The 19,401-nt window shown below is 55.1% G+C and carries 16 protein-coding genes, 2 rRNA genes and 1 riboswitch (1 of these 19 only partly in view); of the genes, 16 read left to right on the top strand and 2 right to left on the bottom strand.

Annotated features, from left to right (window positions below):
* The 15 genes from KI215_RS01885 to purD form a co-directional block, all read left to right on the top strand.
* Positions 1–2,310: ribosomal RNA gene (locus tag KI215_RS01885) — 23S ribosomal RNA — on the top strand (it extends 630 nt beyond the left edge of the window).
* 65 nt (positions 2,311–2,375) lie between these two features.
* Positions 2,376–2,492, top strand: a 5S ribosomal RNA gene (gene rrf / locus KI215_RS01890).
* Positions 2,493–2,785: 293 nt separating this feature from the next.
* Positions 2,786–2,887: riboswitch (purine riboswitch) on the top strand.
* 89 nt (positions 2,888–2,976) lie between these two features.
* The gene (gene purE / locus KI215_RS01895; RefSeq protein ID WP_212773923.1) at positions 2,977–3,465 is read left to right on the top strand and encodes a 5-(carboxyamino)imidazole ribonucleotide mutase; all 489 of its coding nucleotides are present in this window, start codon (positions 2,977–2,979) and stop codon (positions 3,463–3,465) included.
* On the top strand, positions 3,465–4,643 hold the full coding sequence (gene purK, locus KI215_RS01900; RefSeq protein WP_212775011.1) for a 5-(carboxyamino)imidazole ribonucleotide synthase: 1,179 nt from the start codon (positions 3,465–3,467) through the stop codon (positions 4,641–4,643). The genes purE and purK overlap by 1 nt, the downstream gene beginning before the upstream one ends.
* Positions 4,644–4,825: 182 nt before the next feature.
* Positions 4,826–6,124, top strand: coding sequence for an adenylosuccinate lyase (purB, locus tag KI215_RS01905; RefSeq protein WP_212773924.1), 1,299 nt, complete (start codon positions 4,826–4,828; stop codon positions 6,122–6,124).
* Between the two features lie 97 nt (positions 6,125–6,221).
* On the top strand, positions 6,222–6,938 hold the full coding sequence (gene purC / locus KI215_RS01910) for a phosphoribosylaminoimidazolesuccinocarboxamide synthase (RefSeq protein ID WP_212773925.1): 717 nt from the start codon (positions 6,222–6,224) through the stop codon (positions 6,936–6,938).
* A complete protein-coding gene (gene purS / locus KI215_RS01915; RefSeq protein ID WP_212773926.1) occupies positions 6,935–7,186 on the top strand; it encodes a phosphoribosylformylglycinamidine synthase subunit PurS in 252 nt (83 codons plus the stop codon). The genes purC and purS overlap by 4 nt, the downstream gene beginning before the upstream one ends.
* Positions 7,186–7,869, top strand: coding sequence for a phosphoribosylformylglycinamidine synthase subunit PurQ (gene purQ / locus KI215_RS01920; protein ID WP_212773927.1), 684 nt, complete (start codon positions 7,186–7,188; stop codon positions 7,867–7,869). The genes purS and purQ overlap by 1 nt, the downstream gene beginning before the upstream one ends.
* 34 nt (positions 7,870–7,903) lie before the next feature.
* A complete protein-coding gene (purL, locus tag KI215_RS01925) occupies positions 7,904–10,123 on the top strand; it encodes a phosphoribosylformylglycinamidine synthase subunit PurL (RefSeq protein ID WP_246512258.1) in 2,220 nt (739 codons plus the stop codon).
* Positions 10,093–11,508 (top strand): amidophosphoribosyltransferase, encoded by a 1,416-nt coding sequence (gene purF, locus KI215_RS01930; protein ID WP_212773929.1) that lies wholly within the window; start codon positions 10,093–10,095, stop codon positions 11,506–11,508. The genes purL and purF overlap by 31 nt, the downstream gene beginning before the upstream one ends.
* Positions 11,505–12,542, top strand: a complete 1,038-nt coding sequence (gene purM / locus KI215_RS01935) for a phosphoribosylformylglycinamidine cyclo-ligase (RefSeq protein WP_212773930.1) — start codon at positions 11,505–11,507, stop codon at positions 12,540–12,542. The genes purF and purM overlap by 4 nt, the downstream gene beginning before the upstream one ends.
* Positions 12,539–13,168 (top strand): phosphoribosylglycinamide formyltransferase, encoded by a 630-nt coding sequence (purN, locus tag KI215_RS01940; RefSeq protein ID WP_212773931.1) that lies wholly within the window; start codon positions 12,539–12,541, stop codon positions 13,166–13,168. The genes purM and purN overlap by 4 nt, the downstream gene beginning before the upstream one ends.
* On the top strand, positions 13,147–14,688 hold the full coding sequence (gene purH / locus KI215_RS01945) for a bifunctional phosphoribosylaminoimidazolecarboxamide formyltransferase/IMP cyclohydrolase (protein ID WP_212773932.1): 1,542 nt from the start codon (positions 13,147–13,149) through the stop codon (positions 14,686–14,688). Before purN ends, purH begins: the two co-directional genes overlap by 22 nt.
* A gap of 84 nt (positions 14,689–14,772) precedes the next feature.
* Complete coding sequence (locus KI215_RS01950) at positions 14,773–15,054, top strand: hypothetical protein (protein WP_212773933.1); 282 nt, start codon at positions 14,773–14,775, stop codon at positions 15,052–15,054.
* A gap of 238 nt (positions 15,055–15,292) precedes the next feature.
* Positions 15,293–16,567: a phosphoribosylamine--glycine ligase gene (gene purD, locus KI215_RS01955; protein ID WP_212773934.1), complete on the top strand. Its 1,275-nt coding sequence runs from the start codon at positions 15,293–15,295 to the stop codon at positions 16,565–16,567.
* A 33-nt stretch (positions 16,568–16,600) separates the two neighbouring features.
* Here purD and KI215_RS01960 read toward each other — a convergent pair whose 3' ends face one another.
* Entirely contained in the window at positions 16,601–16,813 is a 213-nt protein-coding gene (locus tag KI215_RS01960) for a hypothetical protein (RefSeq protein ID WP_205492400.1), read from the bottom strand.
* A 171-nt stretch (positions 16,814–16,984) separates the two neighbouring features.
* Here KI215_RS01960 and KI215_RS01965 point away from each other — a divergent pair, with 171 nt between their 5' ends.
* Positions 16,985–17,524 carry a GrpB family protein gene (locus tag KI215_RS01965; protein ID WP_212773935.1) on the top strand — a complete coding sequence of 180 codons (540 nt, stop codon included), beginning with the start codon at positions 16,985–16,987 and terminating at the stop codon, positions 17,522–17,524.
* Positions 17,525–17,974: 450 nt separating this feature from the next.
* On the opposite strand, the gene KI215_RS01970 is transcribed toward KI215_RS01965, so the two are convergent.
* Positions 17,975–19,147: a S8 family peptidase gene (locus KI215_RS01970; RefSeq protein ID WP_420830177.1), complete on the bottom strand. Its 1,173-nt coding sequence runs from the start codon at positions 19,145–19,147 to the stop codon at positions 17,975–17,977.
* Positions 19,148–19,401: the final 254 nt, after the last annotated feature.

Raw genomic sequence — 19,401 nt, forward strand, 5'->3', positions numbered from 1 at the left:
CGAGTGACGGTCACGTGCGAGGTTAAGGCGAGAAGCCGGAGCCGTAGCGAAAGCGAGTCTGAACAGGGCGAATGAGTACGTGGTCGTCGACCCGAAACCGGGTGATCTACCCATGTCCAGGGTGAAGTTGAGGTAACACTCAATGGAGGCCCGAACCCACTGGTGTTGAAAAACCAGGGGATGAGGTGTGGGTAGGGGTGAAATGCCAATCGAACTCGGAGATAGCTGGTTCTCCCCGAAATAGCTTTAGGGCTAGCCTCGGAGGATGAGTGACGGAGGTAGAGCACTGATTGGGCTAGGGGCCCTTCCCGGGTTACCGAACTCAGTCAAACTCCGAATGCCGTTTACTTTACTCCGGGAGTCAGACTACGAGTGCTAAGATCCGTGGTCAAGAGGGAAACAGCCCAGACCACCAGCTAAGGTCCCCAAGTGTCCGTTAAGTGGAAAAGGATGTGGGGTTGCCGAGACAACCAGGATGTTGGCTTAGAAGCAGCCATCATTTAAAGAGTGCGTAATAGCTCACTGGTCAAGTGACCCTGCGCCGAAAATGTAACGGGGCTAAACGGACCACCGAAGCTGTGGGTGTATCGGAAGATACGCGGTAGGGGAGCGTTCCCAGGGCGTCGAAGCTGTGCCGGAAGGCATGGTGGAGCGCTGGGAAGTGAGAATGCCGGTGTGAGTAACGAAAAGAGGGGTGAGAATCCCCTCCGCCGTAAGCCTAAGGTTTCCTGAGGAAGGCTCGTCCGCTCAGGGTAAGTCGGGACCTAAGCCGAGGCCGAAAGGCGTAGGCGATGGACAACAGGTTGATATTCCTGTACCACCTCCACTCCGTTTGAGCGAAGGGGGGACGCAGGAGGGTAGGGGATCGCGCGATTGGAAGTGCGCGTCCAAGCGGTAAGGCTGATCGGATAGGCAAATCCGTCCGGTCATAAGGCTGAGCCGTGATGGCGAGGGAAATTGAAGTACCGAAGTCCCTGATCCCACACTGCCAAGAAAAGCCTCTAGCGAGGAGTGAGGTGCCCGTACCGCAAACCGACACAGGTAGGCGAGGAGAGAATCCTCAGGCGCGCGGGATAACTCTCGTTAAGGAACTCGGCAAAATGACCCCGTAACTTCGGGAGAAGGGGTGCCTCGGTAGGGTTAACAGCCCGAGGAGGTCGCAGTGAAGAGGCCCAAGCGACTGTTTAGCAAAAACACAGGTCTCTGCTAAGCCGTAAGGCGAAGTATAGGGGCTGACGCCTGCCCGGTGCTGGAAGGTTAAGGGGAAGGGTTAGCCGAAAGGCGAAGCTCTGAACCGAAGCCCCAGTAAACGGCGGCCGTAACTATAACGGTCCTAAGGTAGCGAAATTCCTTGTCGGGTAAGTTCCGACCCGCACGAAAGGCGTAACGACTTGGGCGCTGTCTCAACGAGAGACCCGGTGAAATCGTAGTACCTGTGAAGATGCAGGTTACCCGCGGCAAGACGGAAAGACCCCGTGGAGCTTTACTGCAGCCTGATATTGAATCTAGGTACAGCTTGTACAGGATAGGTGGGAGCCTGAGAAGCCGGAGCGCCAGCTTCGGTGGAGGCGCCGGTGGGATACCACTCTGGCTGTACCGGGGTTCTAACTCGCAGCCGTGATCCGGCTGGAGGACCGTGTCAGGTGGGCAGTTTGACTGGGGCGGTCGCCTCCTAAAAGGTAACGGAGGCGCCCAAAGGTTCCCTCAGCGCGGTTGGAAATCGCGCCTAAGAGTGTAAAGGCAGAAGGGAGCTTGACTGCGAGACCTACAAGTCGAGCAGGGACGAAAGTCGGGCTTAGTGATCCGGTGGTTCCGAGTGGAAGGGCCATCGCTCAACGGATAAAAGCTACCCCGGGGATAACAGGCTAATCTCCCCCAAGAGTCCACATCGACGGGGAGGTTTGGCACCTCGATGTCGGCTCATCGCATCCTGGGGCTGAAGTCGGTCCCAAGGGTTGGGCTGTTCGCCCATTAAAGCGGTACGCGAGCTGGGTTCAGAACGTCGTGAGACAGTTCGGTCCCTATCTGCCGCGGGCGTAGGAAATCTGAGAGGAGCTGTCCTTAGTACGAGAGGACCGGGATGGACGCACCGCTGGTGTACCAGTTGTGTCGCCAGATGCATCGCTGGGTAGCCAAGTGCGGACGGGATAAGCGCTGAAAGCATCTAAGCGCGAAGCCCCCCTCAAGATGAGATTTCCCATCCCCTCGTGGGAGTAAGACCCCTTGTAGATGACGAGGTAGATCGGTCCGAGGTGTAAGCGCAGTAATGCGTTGAGCTGACGGATACGAATCGGTCGAGGGCTTCCCCTCACTCGCAAGTGAATGCAGACGATCCCGTAACCAATTTTGAAGGTGTAACCAAACACCATATCCTGTCTGGTGGTGATAGCGGAGGGGAACCACCCGTTCCCATTCCGAACACGGAAGTTAAGCCCTCCAGCGCCGATGGTACTTGGGGCGGGAGCCCCTGGGAGAGTAGGACGCTGCCAGGCAGGTCGAAACAAAGCAGCTCACCATCATGGTGGGCTGCTTTTTTGTTTGCAAAGGAATAAAAAACATTTGCCCAGTCGTTCGAGATCGCTTATGATAGACGTCAAATTCGATTGAATGAGTGGATGATCGGCTGTTGAACGGACTGCATCACCTTTCATCGAAGAAGTCGTTTTTTCCTGACGGAACGATTGTATCCACTGCGGGATAATCCGAAAAACACGAACAGAAAATATGAATGGTCAATTAAATGTTCGTATTTCCATTGACTCCAGTTTGTATAGAATGTTAAACTGATACTGCATGTGATTTTTCTCATATATGCTCGGGAATATGGCTCGAGTGTCTCTACCCGGAAACCGTAAATTTCCGGACTATGGGAAAAATCTTCCTTCGGTGTGTCCTCCGAACGGCAGATTTTTCCTGATGAAATATCTGCGTTCGGATTTTTTCTTGGATAGATTCTCGATGTAGAGGAGTTGTGCCATGAATCAACCACGTGTCGGCGTAATCATGGGGAGCACGTCGGATTGGCCTACAATGAAGCGGGCTTGCGAAGTATTGGATGAGTTGGGCATCCCGTATGAGGCACGTGTCGTTTCCGCGCATCGGACACCGGATGAAATGTTCGCCTATGCAGAAGAGGCGGAGAAGCGTGGAATCGAGGTGATCATTGCCGGGGCGGGCGGGGCGGCCCATTTGCCGGGAATGGTCGCCTCCAAAACGGTATTGCCCGTCATTGGTGTCCCAGTCAAATCTTCGTCACTCAACGGTTTGGATTCCCTGTTGTCGATCGTTCAGATGCCGGGTGGCGTACCAGTGGCAACCGTGGCGATCGGAGAGAGCGGTGCGGTGAACGCCGGTTTGCTGGCGGCGGAAATACTGGGAATCGGCGACCCTGATATTCGCGAACGCCTGAAACAACGGCGGGCACGGATCCGTCAACAAGTGATCGAATCAGGTGATCTGACATGATGGAACTGCAAGTCAAACCGACAACCGTATTGTTGCCGGGAAGCACTGTGGGAATTTTGGGCGGCGGTCAGTTGGGACGCATGGTGATCCTCGAGGGACGGAAGTTGGGATATCGTTTCATCACACTGGACCCTTCGACAGATTGTCCTGGCAGCCAAGTGTCAGACCACCACATCTCCGCCGGGTATCATGATGTTCTTGCCGCAGAACAATTGGGCGAATGGTCAGACGTGGTGGCATACGAATTTGAAAACATCGACCCCGAAGTGGTTAAACGGCTGGAGGAAAAGGTTTTTGTCCCGCAAGGCAGTCGTTTGCTGGAAATCACTCAGCATCGGGTACGGGAAAAAGAGACGCTGGACGCTTGCGGCATCCCCGTCGCCGCGTTCCGGGTGGTCCACGACACGGAGCAATTGCGTGACGCTGCCGCAGAATTGGGTTATCCGTGTGTGCTGAAGACGGTTACGGGCGGATACGACGGGAAAGGTCAGCGAATTTTGCGCGGGGAGAAAGACGTGGAGCCAGCTTGGCAGGCGCTGTCCCGACCGGGGGAACCCTGCATTGTGGAGCAGTTTGTTCCGTTTATCAAAGAATTGTCGGTGGTGGTGGCACGCAATCTGCATGGCCAGATCGCTACATTCCCTGTGGTGGAAAATATTCACCGGCATCATATTTTGCACGTGACGCTGGCACCAGCGCCGGTTTACGAGCGAATCGCCGCACGTGCCGAACAGTTGGCCCGCGATGTAGCGGAGAAACTGGAGATAACGGGACTTTGCGCGGTGGAAATGTTTCTCTTGGAGGACGGACAATTGCTGGTGAACGAGTTGGCCCCGCGTCCGCACAACTCCGGACATTTTACGTACGATGCCTGCGCGACCTCGCAGTTTGAGCAGTTTCTGCGGGCGATTTGCGGTCTGCCATTGGGCTCGACCCGCTTGTTAACCCCGGCCGTGATGGTCAACATACTGGGGGAGCATGTGGAGCCGTTGATACAGCGGATTCCGACCTTACCCGACAATGTGAAGGTGCATCTATACGGGAAAAAAGAGGCAAAACCCGGACGCAAAATGGGGCACGTCACCGTTTTGGGCGAGTCGCTGGCGGAAGCGTGGGGTACGGTTCAACAGCTCGGTATTTGGGAAGACGAAGACATGGACATATTCGAGAACAATTGACCGTTTCACAACGGAACATGACACTGTAGTTTTGACCTAAGATGATCCAGGCTGTTTACAGAGTTGCGGGCTCCGATTTTCCACCAGCTCCGCACCGAGCTTGTCGATGGAGCGAGGGGAAATGGGGCACCCCGATCAATAACCGATTATCATCGAGTCGTTGTTGAAAGAGAGGGAATGCTGTGATTGAACGATACACACGACCGGAAATGAAGGAAATCTGGAATGACGAGAACCGATACCGAGCATGGCTGGAAGTGGAGATTTTGGCGTGTGAAGCTTGGGCGGAATTGGGCGTGATTCCCAAAGAGGACGTGGAGAAAATCCGGAAAAATGCCCGGATCAACATCGGACGCATTCTGGAGATCGAGCAGGATACCCGTCATGATGTGGTGGCGTTCACCCGTGCGGTCGCGGAAACATTGGGTCCTGAATCCAAATGGGTTCATTACGGATTGACCTCCACCGACGTGGTGGACACGGCTCTGTCCTATCTGCTGCTACAAGCCAACCGCATCTTGCTGAAGGATATCGATCATTTTCTCGATGTCTTGAAAAGAAAAGCGCTGGAACACAAAGAGACAGTCATGATGGGACGGACGCACGGAGTACATGCGGAACCCACCACATTCGGACTGAAAATGGCACTGTGGTATGCCGAGATGAAACGCAACCGCGACCGTTTCGTCCGGGCGATGGAAGAGGTACGGGTCGGCAAAATCTCCGGCGCCGTCGGCACCTATGCCAATATCGACCCGTTTGTTGAACAGTATGTTTGCGACAAACTGGGATTGAAACCGGCGCCGATCTCTACGCAGACCCTGCAGCGGGATCGTCATGCGGAATATATGGCGACACTGGCTTTGATCGCCACGTCGTTGGAGAAATTTGCGGTGGAAATCCGGGGTCTGCAGAAGAGCGAGATCCGCGAAGTGGAGGAAGCCTTCAAAAAAGGACAAAAAGGTTCCTCGGCGATGCCGCACAAACGTAACCCGGTCGGATCGGAAAATATCACCGGCTTGTCCCGCGTCATTCGCGGACATATGCTGTCGGCCTACGAAAACGTACCGCTTTGGCATGAACGAGACATTTCCCACTCGTCCGTGGAGCGCATCATTCTGCCAGATGCAACCACGCTGCTCAATTACATGTTGCGCCGGTTTGCGGGAATCGTCGAAGAACTGACGGTTCTGCCGGACAACATGAAACGGAATATGGAAGCTACCTACGGACTGATTTATTCGCAACGCGTCCTGCTCTCTCTGATCGACAAGGGATTGAAGCGGGAAGAAGCGTATGACCGCGTGCAAAAGCTGGCCATGCAAGCCTGGGAGGAACAACGTCCGTTCCGCGGGCTGGTGGAAAGCGACGAATTGATCACAAACACGTTGTCACCGGAAGAAATCGCGGATTGTTTCGATTACCGTCATCACCTGAAGCATGTGGACACCATTTTCCGCCGGTTGGGTTTGGTGGAATAAAAGTGGGCTGACTGGCGATTAGTCCAGGCCTGCACGGGAAGATAGGGACGGAATGTATCGTCGATGAATCGGGAAACGGGAAAAGGAGAGACCGAACATGATTCGGGGAGACCTGCTCTACGAAGGAAAAGCCAAAAAACTGTATCGGACGGATGATCCGAACGTGTTGTGGGTGGAGTACAAAGATGACGCCACCGCTTTCAACGGGGAGAAAAAAGCGCAACTGGCCGGGAAGGGAGAGATGAATAACCGCATCGCTGCATTCTTTTTCCGGTACTTGCGCGAAAACGGTGTGGACAACCACTTCCTTCAGGAAGTCTCCCCGACCGAACAATGGGTCCGAAAAGTCACCATCATACCGTTGGAGGTGGTGGTGCGCAACCGTGCGGCCGGTAGTATGGCCAAACGGCTGGGACTGGAAGAAGGACGTATGTTGCCGCGCCCGATCGTCGAGTTTTACTACAAAAACGATGAGTTGAAGGATCCGTTGATCACGGAAGATCATATCGATGTGCTGGGATTGGCCACCGTCGATCAGCGGGAAGAGATGAAACGCATCGCCTTGCAGGTAAACGACTTGTTAGGCAAAAAGATGCAGGAGCTCGGGGTAACGTTGGTTGATTTCAAACTGGAATTCGGGATCGATCCGGACGGACGGTTGATCCTGGCGGATGAAATCTCACCGGATACGTGCCGTTTCTGGGATGTGAAGACGGGCAAAGTGTTGGACAAGGACCGTTTCCGCCGCGATCTGGGAAATGTGGTGGAGGCGTATCGGGAAATCTGGAACCGGTTGGAGGGGACAACACCATGATCAAAGCGACGATTGTAGTCATGTTGAAGCCGGGTGTGCTCGATCCACAGGGAAGTGCGGTCAAAGGCTCGCTCCACTCGCTGGGGTTTGAAGAGGTAACGGAGGTTCGCATCGGCAAGCGAATGGAAGTGTGGCTCAACACCGATAACCGGGCGGAAGCTGAAGCCCGCGTAGCTGCCATGTGCGACAAGCTGTTGGCCAATCCGGTGATTGAAAATTACACGTTTGAGCTGGAGGAGGGAGCCTGATGCGCTTTGCGGTTCCGGTGTTTCCCGGTTCCAATTGCGATGTGGACTGTTTGAAAGCTGTCGAAGATGTGTTGAGGGTTCCGGTCGAACCGGTATGGCACCAAGAGCGGGGTTTGAGTGAGTATGATGCGATTATTCTTCCCGGCGGTTTTTCCTATGGCGACTATCTGCGTACGGGCGCATTGGCGCGATTTTCTCCGGTGATGGACAGTGTGATTGAAGCGGCCGAACGGGGCAAATTGGTCGTCGGCATTTGCAACGGGTTTCAGATTTTGTTGGAAGCAGGCTTGCTGCCGGGCGCGATGCGGCGTAACGACCACTTGCAATTCCGTTGCGACATCCAACCGCTCCGGGTGGAAAACACAAAATTGCCGTTTACGCGGGACTATCGGGAAGGGGAAATCATCCGAATCCCGATCGCACACGGCGAAGGCAACTATTACTGTGACGAGGCAACATTGGCAGAGTTGAAACAACACAACCAAATCGTGTTCCGCTATGTCGAGGAAAATCCGAACGGTTCGGTAGACGACATCGCCGGGATCGTCAACCGGCAGGGCAATGTGCTCGGGATGATGCCCCACCCGGAACGGGCGGTGCATGATTGGTTGGGATCGGTGGACGGTGTGCGTTTCTTCACTTCGATGCTGGCTTACTGGGAGGAGAATTACGGTGCGGCTTGAACAGGCGACAAAGGTGTTGGAACCGACGCCCGAGATGATTCGGGATCATAAACTGTATCGGGAAATGGGCTTGACCGAAGAGGAGTATCAGCAGGTGATCGGCCATTTGGGACGTCTGCCCAACTGGACGGAAACGGGCATTTACAGCGTAATGTGGTCGGAACACTGCAGTTACAAAAACTCCAAACCATTGCTGCGCCGTTTTCCCACCGAAGGGCCGCGTGTGTTGCAGGGGCCTGGTGAAGGAGCCGGCGTGATCGATATCGGTGACGGCCAAGCAGTGGTGTTCAAGATTGAAAGCCACAACCATCCGTCCGCCATCGAGCCGTTCCAGGGAGCGGCGACCGGAGTGGGCGGTATCATCCGCGACGTGTTTTCGATGGGCGCCCGTCCGGTGGCGTTGCTCAATTCGCTCCGCTTCGGTGAATTGAGCTCCCCGCGTGTACGTTATCTGTTGGAGCGCGTGGTGGCGGGGATCGCGCATTACGGCAACTCAATCGGGATTCCGACGGTGGGTGGCGAAGTGGCGTTTGATGCGCGGTATGAAGGCAATCCGTTGGTCAACGCGATGTGTGTCGGCATTCTGCCCCATGAACATCTGCAAAAAGGGGTGGCCAAAGGTGTCGGCAACCCGGTGATTTACGTCGGTGCCAGCACGGGACGCGACGGTATCCATGGTGCCACGTTCGCATCCGAGGAACTGAGCGAAGAATCGGAGGAGAAGCGTCCGTCCGTGCAAGTGGGCGACCCCTTTATGGAGAAGCTCCTGTTGGAAGCCTGCATGGAATTGGTGGAAATGGGTATTCTGATCGGTATCCAGGACATGGGAGCAGCCGGGTTGACCTGCTCCAGCTCCGAGATGGCGGCTAAAGGCGGCTGCGGAATGGAATTGGATTTGGATCGGGTTCCCCAGCGTGAGGCCGACATGACACCGTATGAGATCATGCTGTCCGAATCACAAGAGCGCATGTTGTTGGTCGTGGAAAAAGGGCGCGAAGAAGAAGTGAAACGCGTATTTGACAAGTGGGGTCTCAACTCCGCCGTAATCGGCCGCGTGACGGATGACGGTCGTCTGCGCCTGCGCCATCGGGGTGAGTGGGTGGCCGATATCCCGGTGAAAACGTTGGTGGATGACGCGCCCGTTTATGTAAGAGAAGCACGAGAGCCGGAATATTATCGCAGCTTTGCAGATTTCGACGCCAGCGCCGAACTTGAGAACGTTGATCCGCAAGACGCCGTGAAACGGGTGCTGGCATCTCCGACGGTGGCGAGCAAGAAGTGGATCTACCGACAATACGATCACATGGTGCGCACTTCCACCGCGGTACGTCCGGGCTCGGATGCGGCGGTGATCGTATTGCGCGGTACGGAGAAAGCGTTGGCCATGTGTACGGATGCCAACGGGCGTTATGTCTATCTCGATCCCGAACAGGGCGGAGCCATCGCCGTGGCCGAAGCGGCACGCAACGTGGTCTGCTCCGGCGCGGAGCCGATCGGGATTACGGACTGTCTGAATTTCGGCAACCCGGAAAAACCGGAGATCTACTGGCAAATGTCCCGGGCGATCGACGGAATGAGCGCAGCGTGCCGTGCGCTCAACACACCGGTGATCGGCGGCAACGTCAGCCTGTACAACGAGAGCAACGGTCAAGCGGTGTTGCCCACTCCCGTGGTCGGCATGGTGGGGTTGATCGAAAAACGGGAGCACATCACCACGCAAGCGTTCAAAGAAGACGGCCATGTGATCTACCTGGTGGGAGAGACGTTCAATGAGTTGGGCGGCAGTGAACTGCAGAAAGTGGTGACGGGTCGTATCGCCGGACGTCCGCCGCGCATCGATCTGGAAAAGGAAAAACGGGTGCAAGACTTCACTTTGTCAGCGATTCGAAAAGGCTGGGTGGCTTCGGCGCACGATCTGTCCGAAGGCGGATTAGCCGTGGCCCTGGCTGAATCCTGTATCAGCGGCAATCGCGGGGCGCAAGTAGAGATCCATACAACGCTGTCGGCGACAACGTTCCTCTTCAGTGAAAGCCAGTCCCGTGTATTGCTCAGTGTGTCTGAGGAGCATGCATCCGCATTGGCATCACTGGCTGACGAATACGGCGTCCCCCTCCAGTGCATCGGTCGGGTCGGTGGTGAACAGTTGCGGGTAAAGGTAAACGATGTGCAGGCGATGAATGTACCGGTGGCAGATTTGACCGCTCTATGGGAAGGAGCGATACCATGCGCGATGAATGCATCTTCGACGAACTGAAAGAAGAGTGCGGGGTGTTCGCCGTTATCGGTCATCCGTCGGCAGCGCAATTGACGTATTATGGCTTGCACGCACTTCAGCATCGCGGGCAGGAAAGCGCGGGCATCGTCACGACCGACGGGACCAGGTTTCGCCATCACCGGGGAATGGGACTGGTGACCGAGGTGTTCCAAGGGGATGTGCTGTCCAAATTGACGGGAAACACGGCCATCGGTCATGTTCGTTACTCCACCACCGGAGAAAGCGGGATCAATAACGCTCAACCACTGGTGTTCAACTATGTCGCAGGTGAGCTTGCGTTGTGCACCAACGGCAACCTGGTTAACGCGCAGCGGTTGCGCAGAGCATTGGAGCGGGAAGGTTCCATCTTCCAGACGACGACCGACACGGAAGTGATTCCCCATCTGATCGCCCGTTCCCGCCATACCAATCTTGTGGATGCGGCTAAGGAAGCGTTGAATCAGGTAATGGGCGGGTTTGCCCTGTTGATTTTGACCAATGAACAATTGATTGCCGCATCCGACCCCCATGGGTTGCGTCCGCTTTCCTTGGGACGGCTGGGGGATGCGATTGTGTTTGCTTCCGAGACGTGTGCTTTGGACGTGATCGGTGCGGAATACGTGCGAGAGGTCGAACCGGGCGAGATGCTGATCATCGATGCCGATGGGATGCGCGTCGATCGGTTCGCCCCACCGGCACGGCGGGCAGTTTGCTCGTTTGAATACATTTACTTTGCTCGCCCGGACAGCGACATCAGCGGCATCAACGTGCATGCCGCGCGGAAACGGCTTGGTCAACAACTGGCCAAGGAAGCACCGGTCGAAGCCGATGTGGTCACCGGTGTGCCGGACTCCAGCATTTCCGCGGCGATCGGGTATGCGGAAGCGACCGGGATCCCGTATGAATTGGGTCTGATCAAAAACCGGTATGTAGGTCGCACGTTTATCCAGCCGAGTCAGGAATTGCGTGAACAGGGTGTCAAGATGAAGTTGAGCGCAGTCCGCAAAGTGGTGGAAGGCAAACGGGTCGTCATGGTGGATGACTCGCTCGTTCGCGGGACGACCAGCCGACAGATCGTCAATCTCCTGCGCGAAGCAGGTGCGACAGAAGTGCATGTGCGCATCAGCTCCCCGCCGGTGCGATTCCCCTGCTACTATGGGATCGACACATCGGATCGGAAACAGTTGATCGCTGCCTCTCATTCCGTCGAGGAAATCCGGCAACTGATCGGGGCGGACAGTCTTGTGTTCCTGAGCAAGGAGGGCATGCTGGAAGCGATCGGTCGCCCGACCGGGGAACCCGACAGAGGGCATTGCCTGGCCTGTTTTGACGGGAACTACCCCACGCTGGTGGAGGAGAGTCTGGTTTTGGAGGGAGAGCGATGAGTGACGCGTACCGCGCGGCCGGTGTGGACATCGACGCAGGCAATGAAACAGTGGAACGGATCAAATCCCATGTGAAACGAACGATGAGACCCGAAGTGATCGGGAGCTTGGGCGGTTTCGGCGGACTGTTCTCCCTTCCTTCCTATCGGAACCCGGTACTGGTTTCTTCCACTGACGGTGTGGGGACCAAATTGAAGATCGCATTTGCGATGGACAAACATGATACCATCGGGATCGATTGTGTGGCCATGTGTGTCAATGATGTAGTGGTGCAGGGAGCGGAACCGCTCTTTTTCCTCGATTATCTGGCTACGGGCAGATTGAATCCCGCTCAGGCGGAAGCGATCGTCAAAGGGATCGCCGACGGTTGCCAAGAGGCGGGATGTTCGCTGATCGGCGGCGAAACGGCGGAAATGCCGGGGATGTACGGTGCAGGTGAATACGATGTGGCCGGTTTTTGCGTGGGTGCCGTGGAACGGGACCGTTTGTTGACGGGAGAGAACATCGTTCCCGGTGATGTACTGATCGGGCTAGCTTCCAGCGGTATTCACAGCAACGGCTTTTCATTGGTTCGCAAAGTGTTGCTGGAAGAAAATCCGGATCGTTTGTACGACACAGTTCCATGGGGCGGGGCCACCGTCGGTGAAGTGCTGCTCACTCCCACCAAAATCTATGTCCAACCGTTCCTAGAACTGATGAAACGGTTTGAGGTGAAGGCGGGAGCGCATATCACCGGCGGCGGATTAATCGAAAACATCCCGCGCGTGCTGCCGAAAGGATGCCGGGCCGAGATTGACCGATCCACGTGGGAAGTGCCGCCCGTGTTGAAATGGATCGTGCGCGAGGGACGGCTCAGCGAGACGGATGCGTACCGAACATTCAACATGGGAATCGGCATGGTGGTGATCTTGCCGGCGGATCAAGCGGAAGAAGCGCTGTCCGTTCTGCAGGAGATGGGGGAGACAGCCCATCTGATTGGACGGATCGCGGAAGGTGCCGGCGGGATTCGGTGGATCGGAGGCGGTAAGGCATGAGAATCGCCGTATTCGCTTCCGGGAGCGGCTCCAACTTTGAATCACTGGTGAAGGCGTCCCGCGAGCAGGGCTGGCCGGGGGAGATCGTGCTGCTCGTCTGTGACCGCCCCGGCGCCAAAGCATTGGAGCGGGCAGAGCGGTTGAAGGTGCCGGCCCGATCATTCGTTCCCAAATCGTATCCCGATAAGGCAGCGTATGAAGCAGATGTCCTTCACCTGCTGCAGGAGTATCGTGTGGACTGGATCGTGCTGGCCGGATACATGCGGTTGATCGGTCCGACGCTGCTGACGGCCTATTATGGTCGAATCGTCAACATCCATCCTTCGTTGTTGCCGGCGTTTCCCGGCAAGCATGCCGTACGACAGGCTCTGGAAAAAGGCGTCAAATGGACCGGCGTCACCGTTCATCTGGTGGACGAAGGGATGGACACGGGGCCAATTCTCGCGCAGGAGCCGGTACCTGTGAAAGATGGGGACGATGAGACATTATTGACAAACAGAATCCAAACGGTGGAACACCGGTTGTATCCGGAAGTGGTACTTCGTTTGATCCGGGGTGAGATCGACACCGACGCGTTGATGAAGCAAAGGGAGGAGCAAACAACATGTCCATCCGACGTGCGTTGATCAGCGTATCCGACAAGACCGGCGTGGTGGAGTTGGCCCGCCGTCTTGCCGATTGGGGTGTGGAGATCGTCTCCACAGGGGGAACCAAGCGCGCTTTGGAAGAAGCGGGTGTAGCGGTTACGGGCGTATCTGACGTCACCGGTTTTCCGGAAATCCTGGACGGACGGGTCAAAACCCTGCATCCGCTCATCCACGCCGGATTGTTGGCGATCCGCGACAATGAGACGCATCTGAAACAACTGGAGGAACACCGGGTGACACCGTTCGACCTGGTGGTCGTCAACTTGTATCCGTTCCAACAAACGATTTCCCGACCCGATACGGATTTTGAAACGGCCGTGGAAAACATCGATATCGGCGGGCCGTCCATGGTGCGCGCGGCCGCCAAAAATCACCGTTTCGTCACTGTAGTGGTCGATCCGGCCGACTACGACGACGTGCTGGATCAGATCGAGAAAAACGGAGAGGTGGACCCACAGACCCGACTGCAGTTGGCGGCAAAAGCGTTCCGCCACACGGCGGCGTATGATGCCCTGATCGCGGGATACCTCACTGAACAGACGGGAGAAACGTTCCCGGAGCGCTGGACCGTGACGTTTGAAAAAGCGCAGGATCTGCGATACGGTGAAAACCCCCATCAGCGGGCGGCCTTTTACCGTCAGCCTCTACCGTCAACGCCCGGGATCGCTTCCGCGAAACAACTGCACGGCAAAGCGTTGTCCTACAACAATATTCAAGACGCGCAAGCCGCATGGGAGATTGTGTCCGAGTTCGATCAACCGGCAGCGGTCGCTGTGAAGCACACCAACCCGTGTGGTGTCGGTATCGGCTCAACGGTGGCGGAAGCTTTCCAAAAAGCACATGACGCTGATCCGGTCTCCATCTTCGGCGGCATTATCGCGTTCAACCGCACCGTGGACGAAGTGACGGCCAGAAAGTTGAAGGAAATTTTCCTGGAAATCATCCTGGCGCCCGGATTTGATGAAGCGGCCTTGACCATTTTGCGCGAAAAGAAAAATCTCCGTCTGCTGGAAATGCCGGAAACGCCGACAACGGGCAAACCTTCGTGGAAACAGATCACTGCCGGGGATGGGTTCTTGGTGCAGGAGACGGATCAAAAACGGATCAGCCGTGAAGATTGCCGGGTGGTGACCGAACGAGTCCCGACCGAAGACGAGTGGGAGCAATTGTTGTTTGCTTGGAAAGTGGTGAAGCACGTCAAATCCAATGCGATTGTGTTGGCACGCGACAACCGTACGATCGGGGTGGGGGCCGGTCAGATGAACCGCGTCGGCGCAGCGGAAATCGCCATTCGTCAAGCGGGAGAACTGGCCAAAGGAGCGGTACTTGCTTCCGATGCGTTCTTCCCCAGGAGTGACACCGTGGAAGCAGCTGCCCGCGCCGGGATTACGGCCATTATCCAACCCGGAGGTTCCATCCGCGACGAAGAATCGATCCAGGCAGCCAACCGTCACGGCATTACGATGGTGTTCACCGACGTGCGCCATTTCAAACACTAGAGCATGGGCCAAGGAGATACAAATAGCGACCAACGGAGAAGCCGCTGCGTATGATGGAATCGAGCGAAGAAGGAGGGATTCCCGGTGCGCAGTCTTCGTTTGTCTTTCGTTCTGACCCTGTTTTCATTGCTGCTACTCGGTTTGATCCTGCCGTTGATTCATGGTCTCCACGGTTGGCAGGGCGGCATGCGGGTGATGGGTGGACTCTTTTTCATCCTCGCTGTTGTTACCAGCGGTGTGCTGTCGCTTCGCATGCAGTGTATATCCACGGGACATGTCGGGCGGATGTCCCGTCATGATTGGACACTTGCGTTTTTATTGGTATCGGTCTGGCTGTTTGTTCTGAGCTGGATTTGGCCCACGTAGGGTGAGTTCCGTTCTATAAGGAGCGAGCGGGAAAACCCTGCCTTCTCAGGGTTGGGCTCATCGCGATCGTCGGACGAGGGAGGGCTTCAGCCCTCTCATAAGGTCCGACATGATTGAGGTACAATCAAGTTTTCGGTAAGAGAAAAATAGCGCACCCGAAGCAACATTGCATTTATGGAGCCGAAACGGATATTGCTCTTTGCCAGTAGATGGACAAGCTTAAAAGGAGGAAATGGTTTTGCGCGTACTGGTGATTGGTAGTGGCGGCCGGGAACACGCATTGGTGTGGAAATTGGCGCAAAGCCCATTGGTAAAGAAAGTGTTCTGCGCGCCCGGCAACGGCGGGATCGCCGAACTGGCCGAGTGTGTTCCGATCGGTGTGACGGATGTGAATAGGTTGTTGGCGTTTGCGAAGGATCAAGAGATCGACCTGACAGTGGTGGGGCCGGAAGCGGCTTTGTTAGCAGGCATAACCGATGCTTTCGAAGCGGAAGGACTGGCCGTGTTTGGACCCAATCAACAAGCGGCGGAGATCGAAGGGAGCAAGTCGTTTGCCAAGGATTTGATGGCGCGCTACGGCATTCCCACCGGGAAGTACCGTACGTTTACTACAGCAGCAGAAGCGAAACAGTATGTACGGGAACAGGGAGCGCCGATCGTGGTGAAAGCCGACGGTCTCGCGGCAGGCAAGGGAGTCACCGTGGCACGGACAGTGGAAGAGGCGGAACTGGCCATCGAACGGGTGATGAACGAAAAAGTATTCGGTGAAGCAGGCAATCGAGTGGTAATCGAAGAGTTCCTCTCTGGTCAGGAAATGTCCCTGATGGCGTTTGTCGATAGGGAAACAGTGCGGTCGATGGTCATCTCCCAAGATCACAAACCCGTATTTGACGGTGACCAAGGTCCCAATACCGGCGGCATGGGCGCGTATTCCCCCGTTCCGCAGATCCCATCCGTGGTGGTGGATCGGGCGGTGGCCGAGATCCTGGAACCTGTCGCCCGGGCGATGGTACGGGAAGGGCGGCCGTTCCGCGGCGTGTTGTACGCCGGTTTGATGGTGACGGAATCAGGGCCGAAGGTAATCGAATTCAATGCTCGGTTTGGCGACCCGGAAACGCAGGCGGTGTTGCCCCGATTGGACAGTGATTTGGCTGAAATTATGCTGGCGACCGTTCGTGGTAAATTGGGCGATATCGAGATCCGGTGGAAGAAAGAAGCAGCCGTCTGCGTCGTGATGGCGTCCGAAGGATATCCGGGTGATTATCGAAAAGGCGTTCCCATTCGTTCACTACCCCAATCCCGTCCCAATTGCATCGTGTTTCATGCCGGTACCATAAAGGAAGGCGATCAGTTGGTCACCGCCGGCGGGCGTGTGCTGGCTGTGACTGCATTGGGTGCGGATGTCGGGGCGGCGCAGGCGGCCGCGTATGAAGCGGTGAACCAAATTAACTTTGACGGTGCGCATTTTCGGCGGGACATTGCGGCAAAAGCACTGGCGGCGGAAAAGAAATAATCTTAAAAACCCTGGGATCACCCAGGGTTTTTCTTAACCGATGGTGGTGGTCTGTTTGCTGCCTTGAATGGTGAAGGCGCCGACCGGGATTTCAAACCACCATGCTCCTTTGGTTTTTTTGACGGGTTGGTATCCTGCGCGCTTGAATGAACGCGCTACATTCCAGCTGGCAGTGTACACCGTCGCTGTGGTGCCCGACTCATCAAATTGAATGACGGTTTCTTTTTCCTCTTCGCTGAGCATCATGGTTACCCACCCCCTTGAACTTTCCGGTGTCAATGGAAGCGATCATTTGTTCGTATACCTTTATTGTACTCTTGGCTCCGCCGGTTTTCCACCATGACCTTGTGAAAGTTTGAAACTTCTGTGAGAATTTATTATAGATCATTGAAATTCGATCGTGAAGAGGTGAAATCCATGCCCCCTCATCCTGATCCCATCGTGGTGGTGCCTTATGATCCGGCGTGGCCACAGGTGTACGAACAGGAAAAGGAGATTCTGACAAAAGCACTGGGATCATTGGTTTTGTCCATTCATCATATCGGCAGTACAGCAGTTCCGTGTTTAGCTGCCAAGCCTATCGTTGATATTCTCGCCGGAGTGCCCACTCTCCTGCCACTCTCCGTATATGAAGATCGACTCCGTCCTTTAGGATATGTGTTTCAGTTTCACGATCGTGAGGAGGGTCGATTGTTTTTTCGCAAGGGAATGCCGCGTACGCATCATCTTCATATCATGGAACAGGACAGCGAAGGATTTCGTCACCACCTATTTTTCCGCGATTATCTTCGATTAAACCCGGATCTGGCCGACGAATACGCGGAGCTGAAACGGCGTTTGGCCCAACAATATCGGGAGGACCGGGCCGCTTATGTGTCGGGTAAAACCGATTGGATTCGCCAGATACTGTCAAGGTGTGGGAACTGTGCTGGCAAGGCCCCTTCGATTGGGCATTAGAACGTGTCTGGTGAATACTGTCCAATTTTTCCCGGTTGCTCCACCTGCGCCCTCAAGAAAGTAGGTCATGGACGCTCCGACCCGAAGCGCAGGAAGCGGGTGAAGTTCGCTTCGCTTAGAGGAAATTGCCCGCGATTTCATTCCTGCGCTTTCCGGGTCTTCTCTCGGCAAGGCTGAGAGCTGAGTCGCTCACCTTGGAAAGCATTTGCTCCCTCGCGGATTTACCAAACACGTCCCAGAGCGAAGCATCCACCGGCTTCTCACAACGTTAATCTTTGTGATCTCGGCCCGCTTTTATACACAGTGAGCGGGAATACCAATCGTTTCAGAGGTGAGATCATCGCAAGTGCCAATCGTGAAAAGAAATCACCCAGGTTTGAAGCCATTGTGTACGGTTTGAAAAAAGGAACGCCTGTCTGCGTTCCTTTTGTCTTCTCATGCGTCGGTTCATCACTTCTGCATGGCATTCAGCGCGTTGATTCGACCGTATTCCCAATTGGAACCGGTGCCGGTAACGTCTTCGGCTGTGCTTTGGATGGCGCCGAGGATTTGCGTGTTGTCGAGACCTTTTGCCGCGAGAAGTGCGGCCAATCCTGAAACATGAGGAGCGGCCATCGATGTACCTGACATGGTTTTATAACCGCCTCCCACATAGGTGGAAGTGATATCTACACCCGGTGCTGCCACATCCACCCATTTGCCGTAATTGGAGAAGTCAGCCTTGTGATCGTTATTATCTGTCGCCGCTACGGCGAGTACTTGATTGTAGTAAGCCGGATAAGTGGGGGCGGAAGTTCCGTCATTGCCTGCGGCAGCCACCACCACCGCCCCTTTGTTCCAAGCGTAATCTATGGCGTCCTTCAGGGTTTGAGCGCTTTGGGAAGAACCCAAACTTAGATTGATGACTTTGGCACCGTGATCGGCTGCGTCAACAATCCCGCTGGCCACTTTGTCCAACGTACCTTCCCCATTTTCATCCAACACACGGACAGCATAAATCTTCGCTTTGGGCGCCATGCCCGCAATCCCCTGTTCATTGTTGGTGACGGCGGCAGCCACCCCGGCCACGTGCGTGCCGTGTCCGTTGAGATCCATCGGATCGTTATCATTGTCCACATAATCGTGTCCATTGATCACTTTGCTGGCCAGATCCGGATGGGTATTGTCCACCCCCGTATCGATGACGGCAATTTCCACGTTGTCCGCGCTCTGACCGAGATCCCACGCGGTAGGGGCTTGTACCTTCTTAAGGGACCATTGATCACTGAAATACGTGTCGTTCGGAGTCATCATTGCGTGGAACACGATATTGGGCTCAGCATATTCGACGAGTGGATTGTTTCGATAGGCATCAAGAACCTTTTCAATCGACTGACCATTCAGTTTGACTACGTCAAAATCGAGTACATTGTTATGGAACAATAACCGGGTGGCCATTTCGGTATGTATGAGAGATCGGGTGGCCTGGGAGATCCCCGGTTTGAATTTGACGATGATCTCTTGACTGGAGGAATCCGTCTGTGCATCCGTGGGAGTGGAAGACAGGGACAGTGCATGCACGCTGGAAGTTCCAGCGAAAACGAAACTAACAGCCAATAGAATAGTGATGATGGCATACGATATCCTTTTCAATGGAAAACCCTCCTTGATTCTGGGTACATCAATATTCTATCACTTTCTGCAAATTCCTCCCCTTTTCAAAGAAATCGTCATAAAATACTCCATTATTTCCTCTAAACATCGGAATATAAGTAAAAAATTTACTAAATTCCTGTTAGAAAACGGGGAAAATGGAGGCACCAAACTTCGGCAAGAAAAACAGAACCGAAAGGGAACAAAAATGACTGATCTCGACGATACCACAGGGGATAAACTGC

It is taken from the genome of Polycladomyces abyssicola, assembly GCF_018326425.1.
GTDB classification, from domain to species: Bacteria; Bacillota; Bacilli; order Thermoactinomycetales; family JIR-001; genus Polycladomyces; species Polycladomyces abyssicola.

Bases quoted from the DNA above. Each gene is read 5' to 3' on its own strand.
- purE (WP_212773923.1), top strand. From the start codon at position 2,977: ATGAATCAACCACGTGTCGGCGTAATCATGGGGAGCACGTCGGATTGG.
- purK (WP_212775011.1), top strand. From the start codon at position 3,465: ATGGAACTGCAAGTCAAACCGACAACCGTATTGTTGCCGGGAAGCACT.
- purC (WP_212773925.1), top strand. From the start codon at position 6,222: ATGATTCGGGGAGACCTGCTCTACGAAGGAAAAGCCAAAAAACTGTAT.
- purS (WP_212773926.1), top strand. From the start codon at position 6,935: ATGATCAAAGCGACGATTGTAGTCATGTTGAAGCCGGGTGTGCTCGAT.
- purQ (WP_212773927.1), top strand. From the start codon at position 7,186: ATGCGCTTTGCGGTTCCGGTGTTTCCCGGTTCCAATTGCGATGTGGAC.
- purL (WP_246512258.1), top strand. From the start codon at position 7,904: ATGATTCGGGATCATAAACTGTATCGGGAAATGGGCTTGACCGAAGAG.
- purF (WP_212773929.1), top strand. From the start codon at position 10,093: ATGCGCGATGAATGCATCTTCGACGAACTGAAAGAAGAGTGCGGGGTG.
- purM (WP_212773930.1), top strand. From the start codon at position 11,505: ATGAGTGACGCGTACCGCGCGGCCGGTGTGGACATCGACGCAGGCAAT.
- purN (WP_212773931.1), top strand. From the start codon at position 12,539: ATGAGAATCGCCGTATTCGCTTCCGGGAGCGGCTCCAACTTTGAATCA.
- purH (WP_212773932.1), top strand. From the start codon at position 13,147: ATGTCCATCCGACGTGCGTTGATCAGCGTATCCGACAAGACCGGCGTG.
- KI215_RS01960 (WP_205492400.1), bottom strand. From the start codon at position 16,813: ATGATGCTCAGCGAAGAGGAAAAAGAAACCGTCATTCAATTTGATGAG.
- KI215_RS01965 (WP_212773935.1), top strand. From the start codon at position 16,985: ATGCCCCCTCATCCTGATCCCATCGTGGTGGTGCCTTATGATCCGGCG.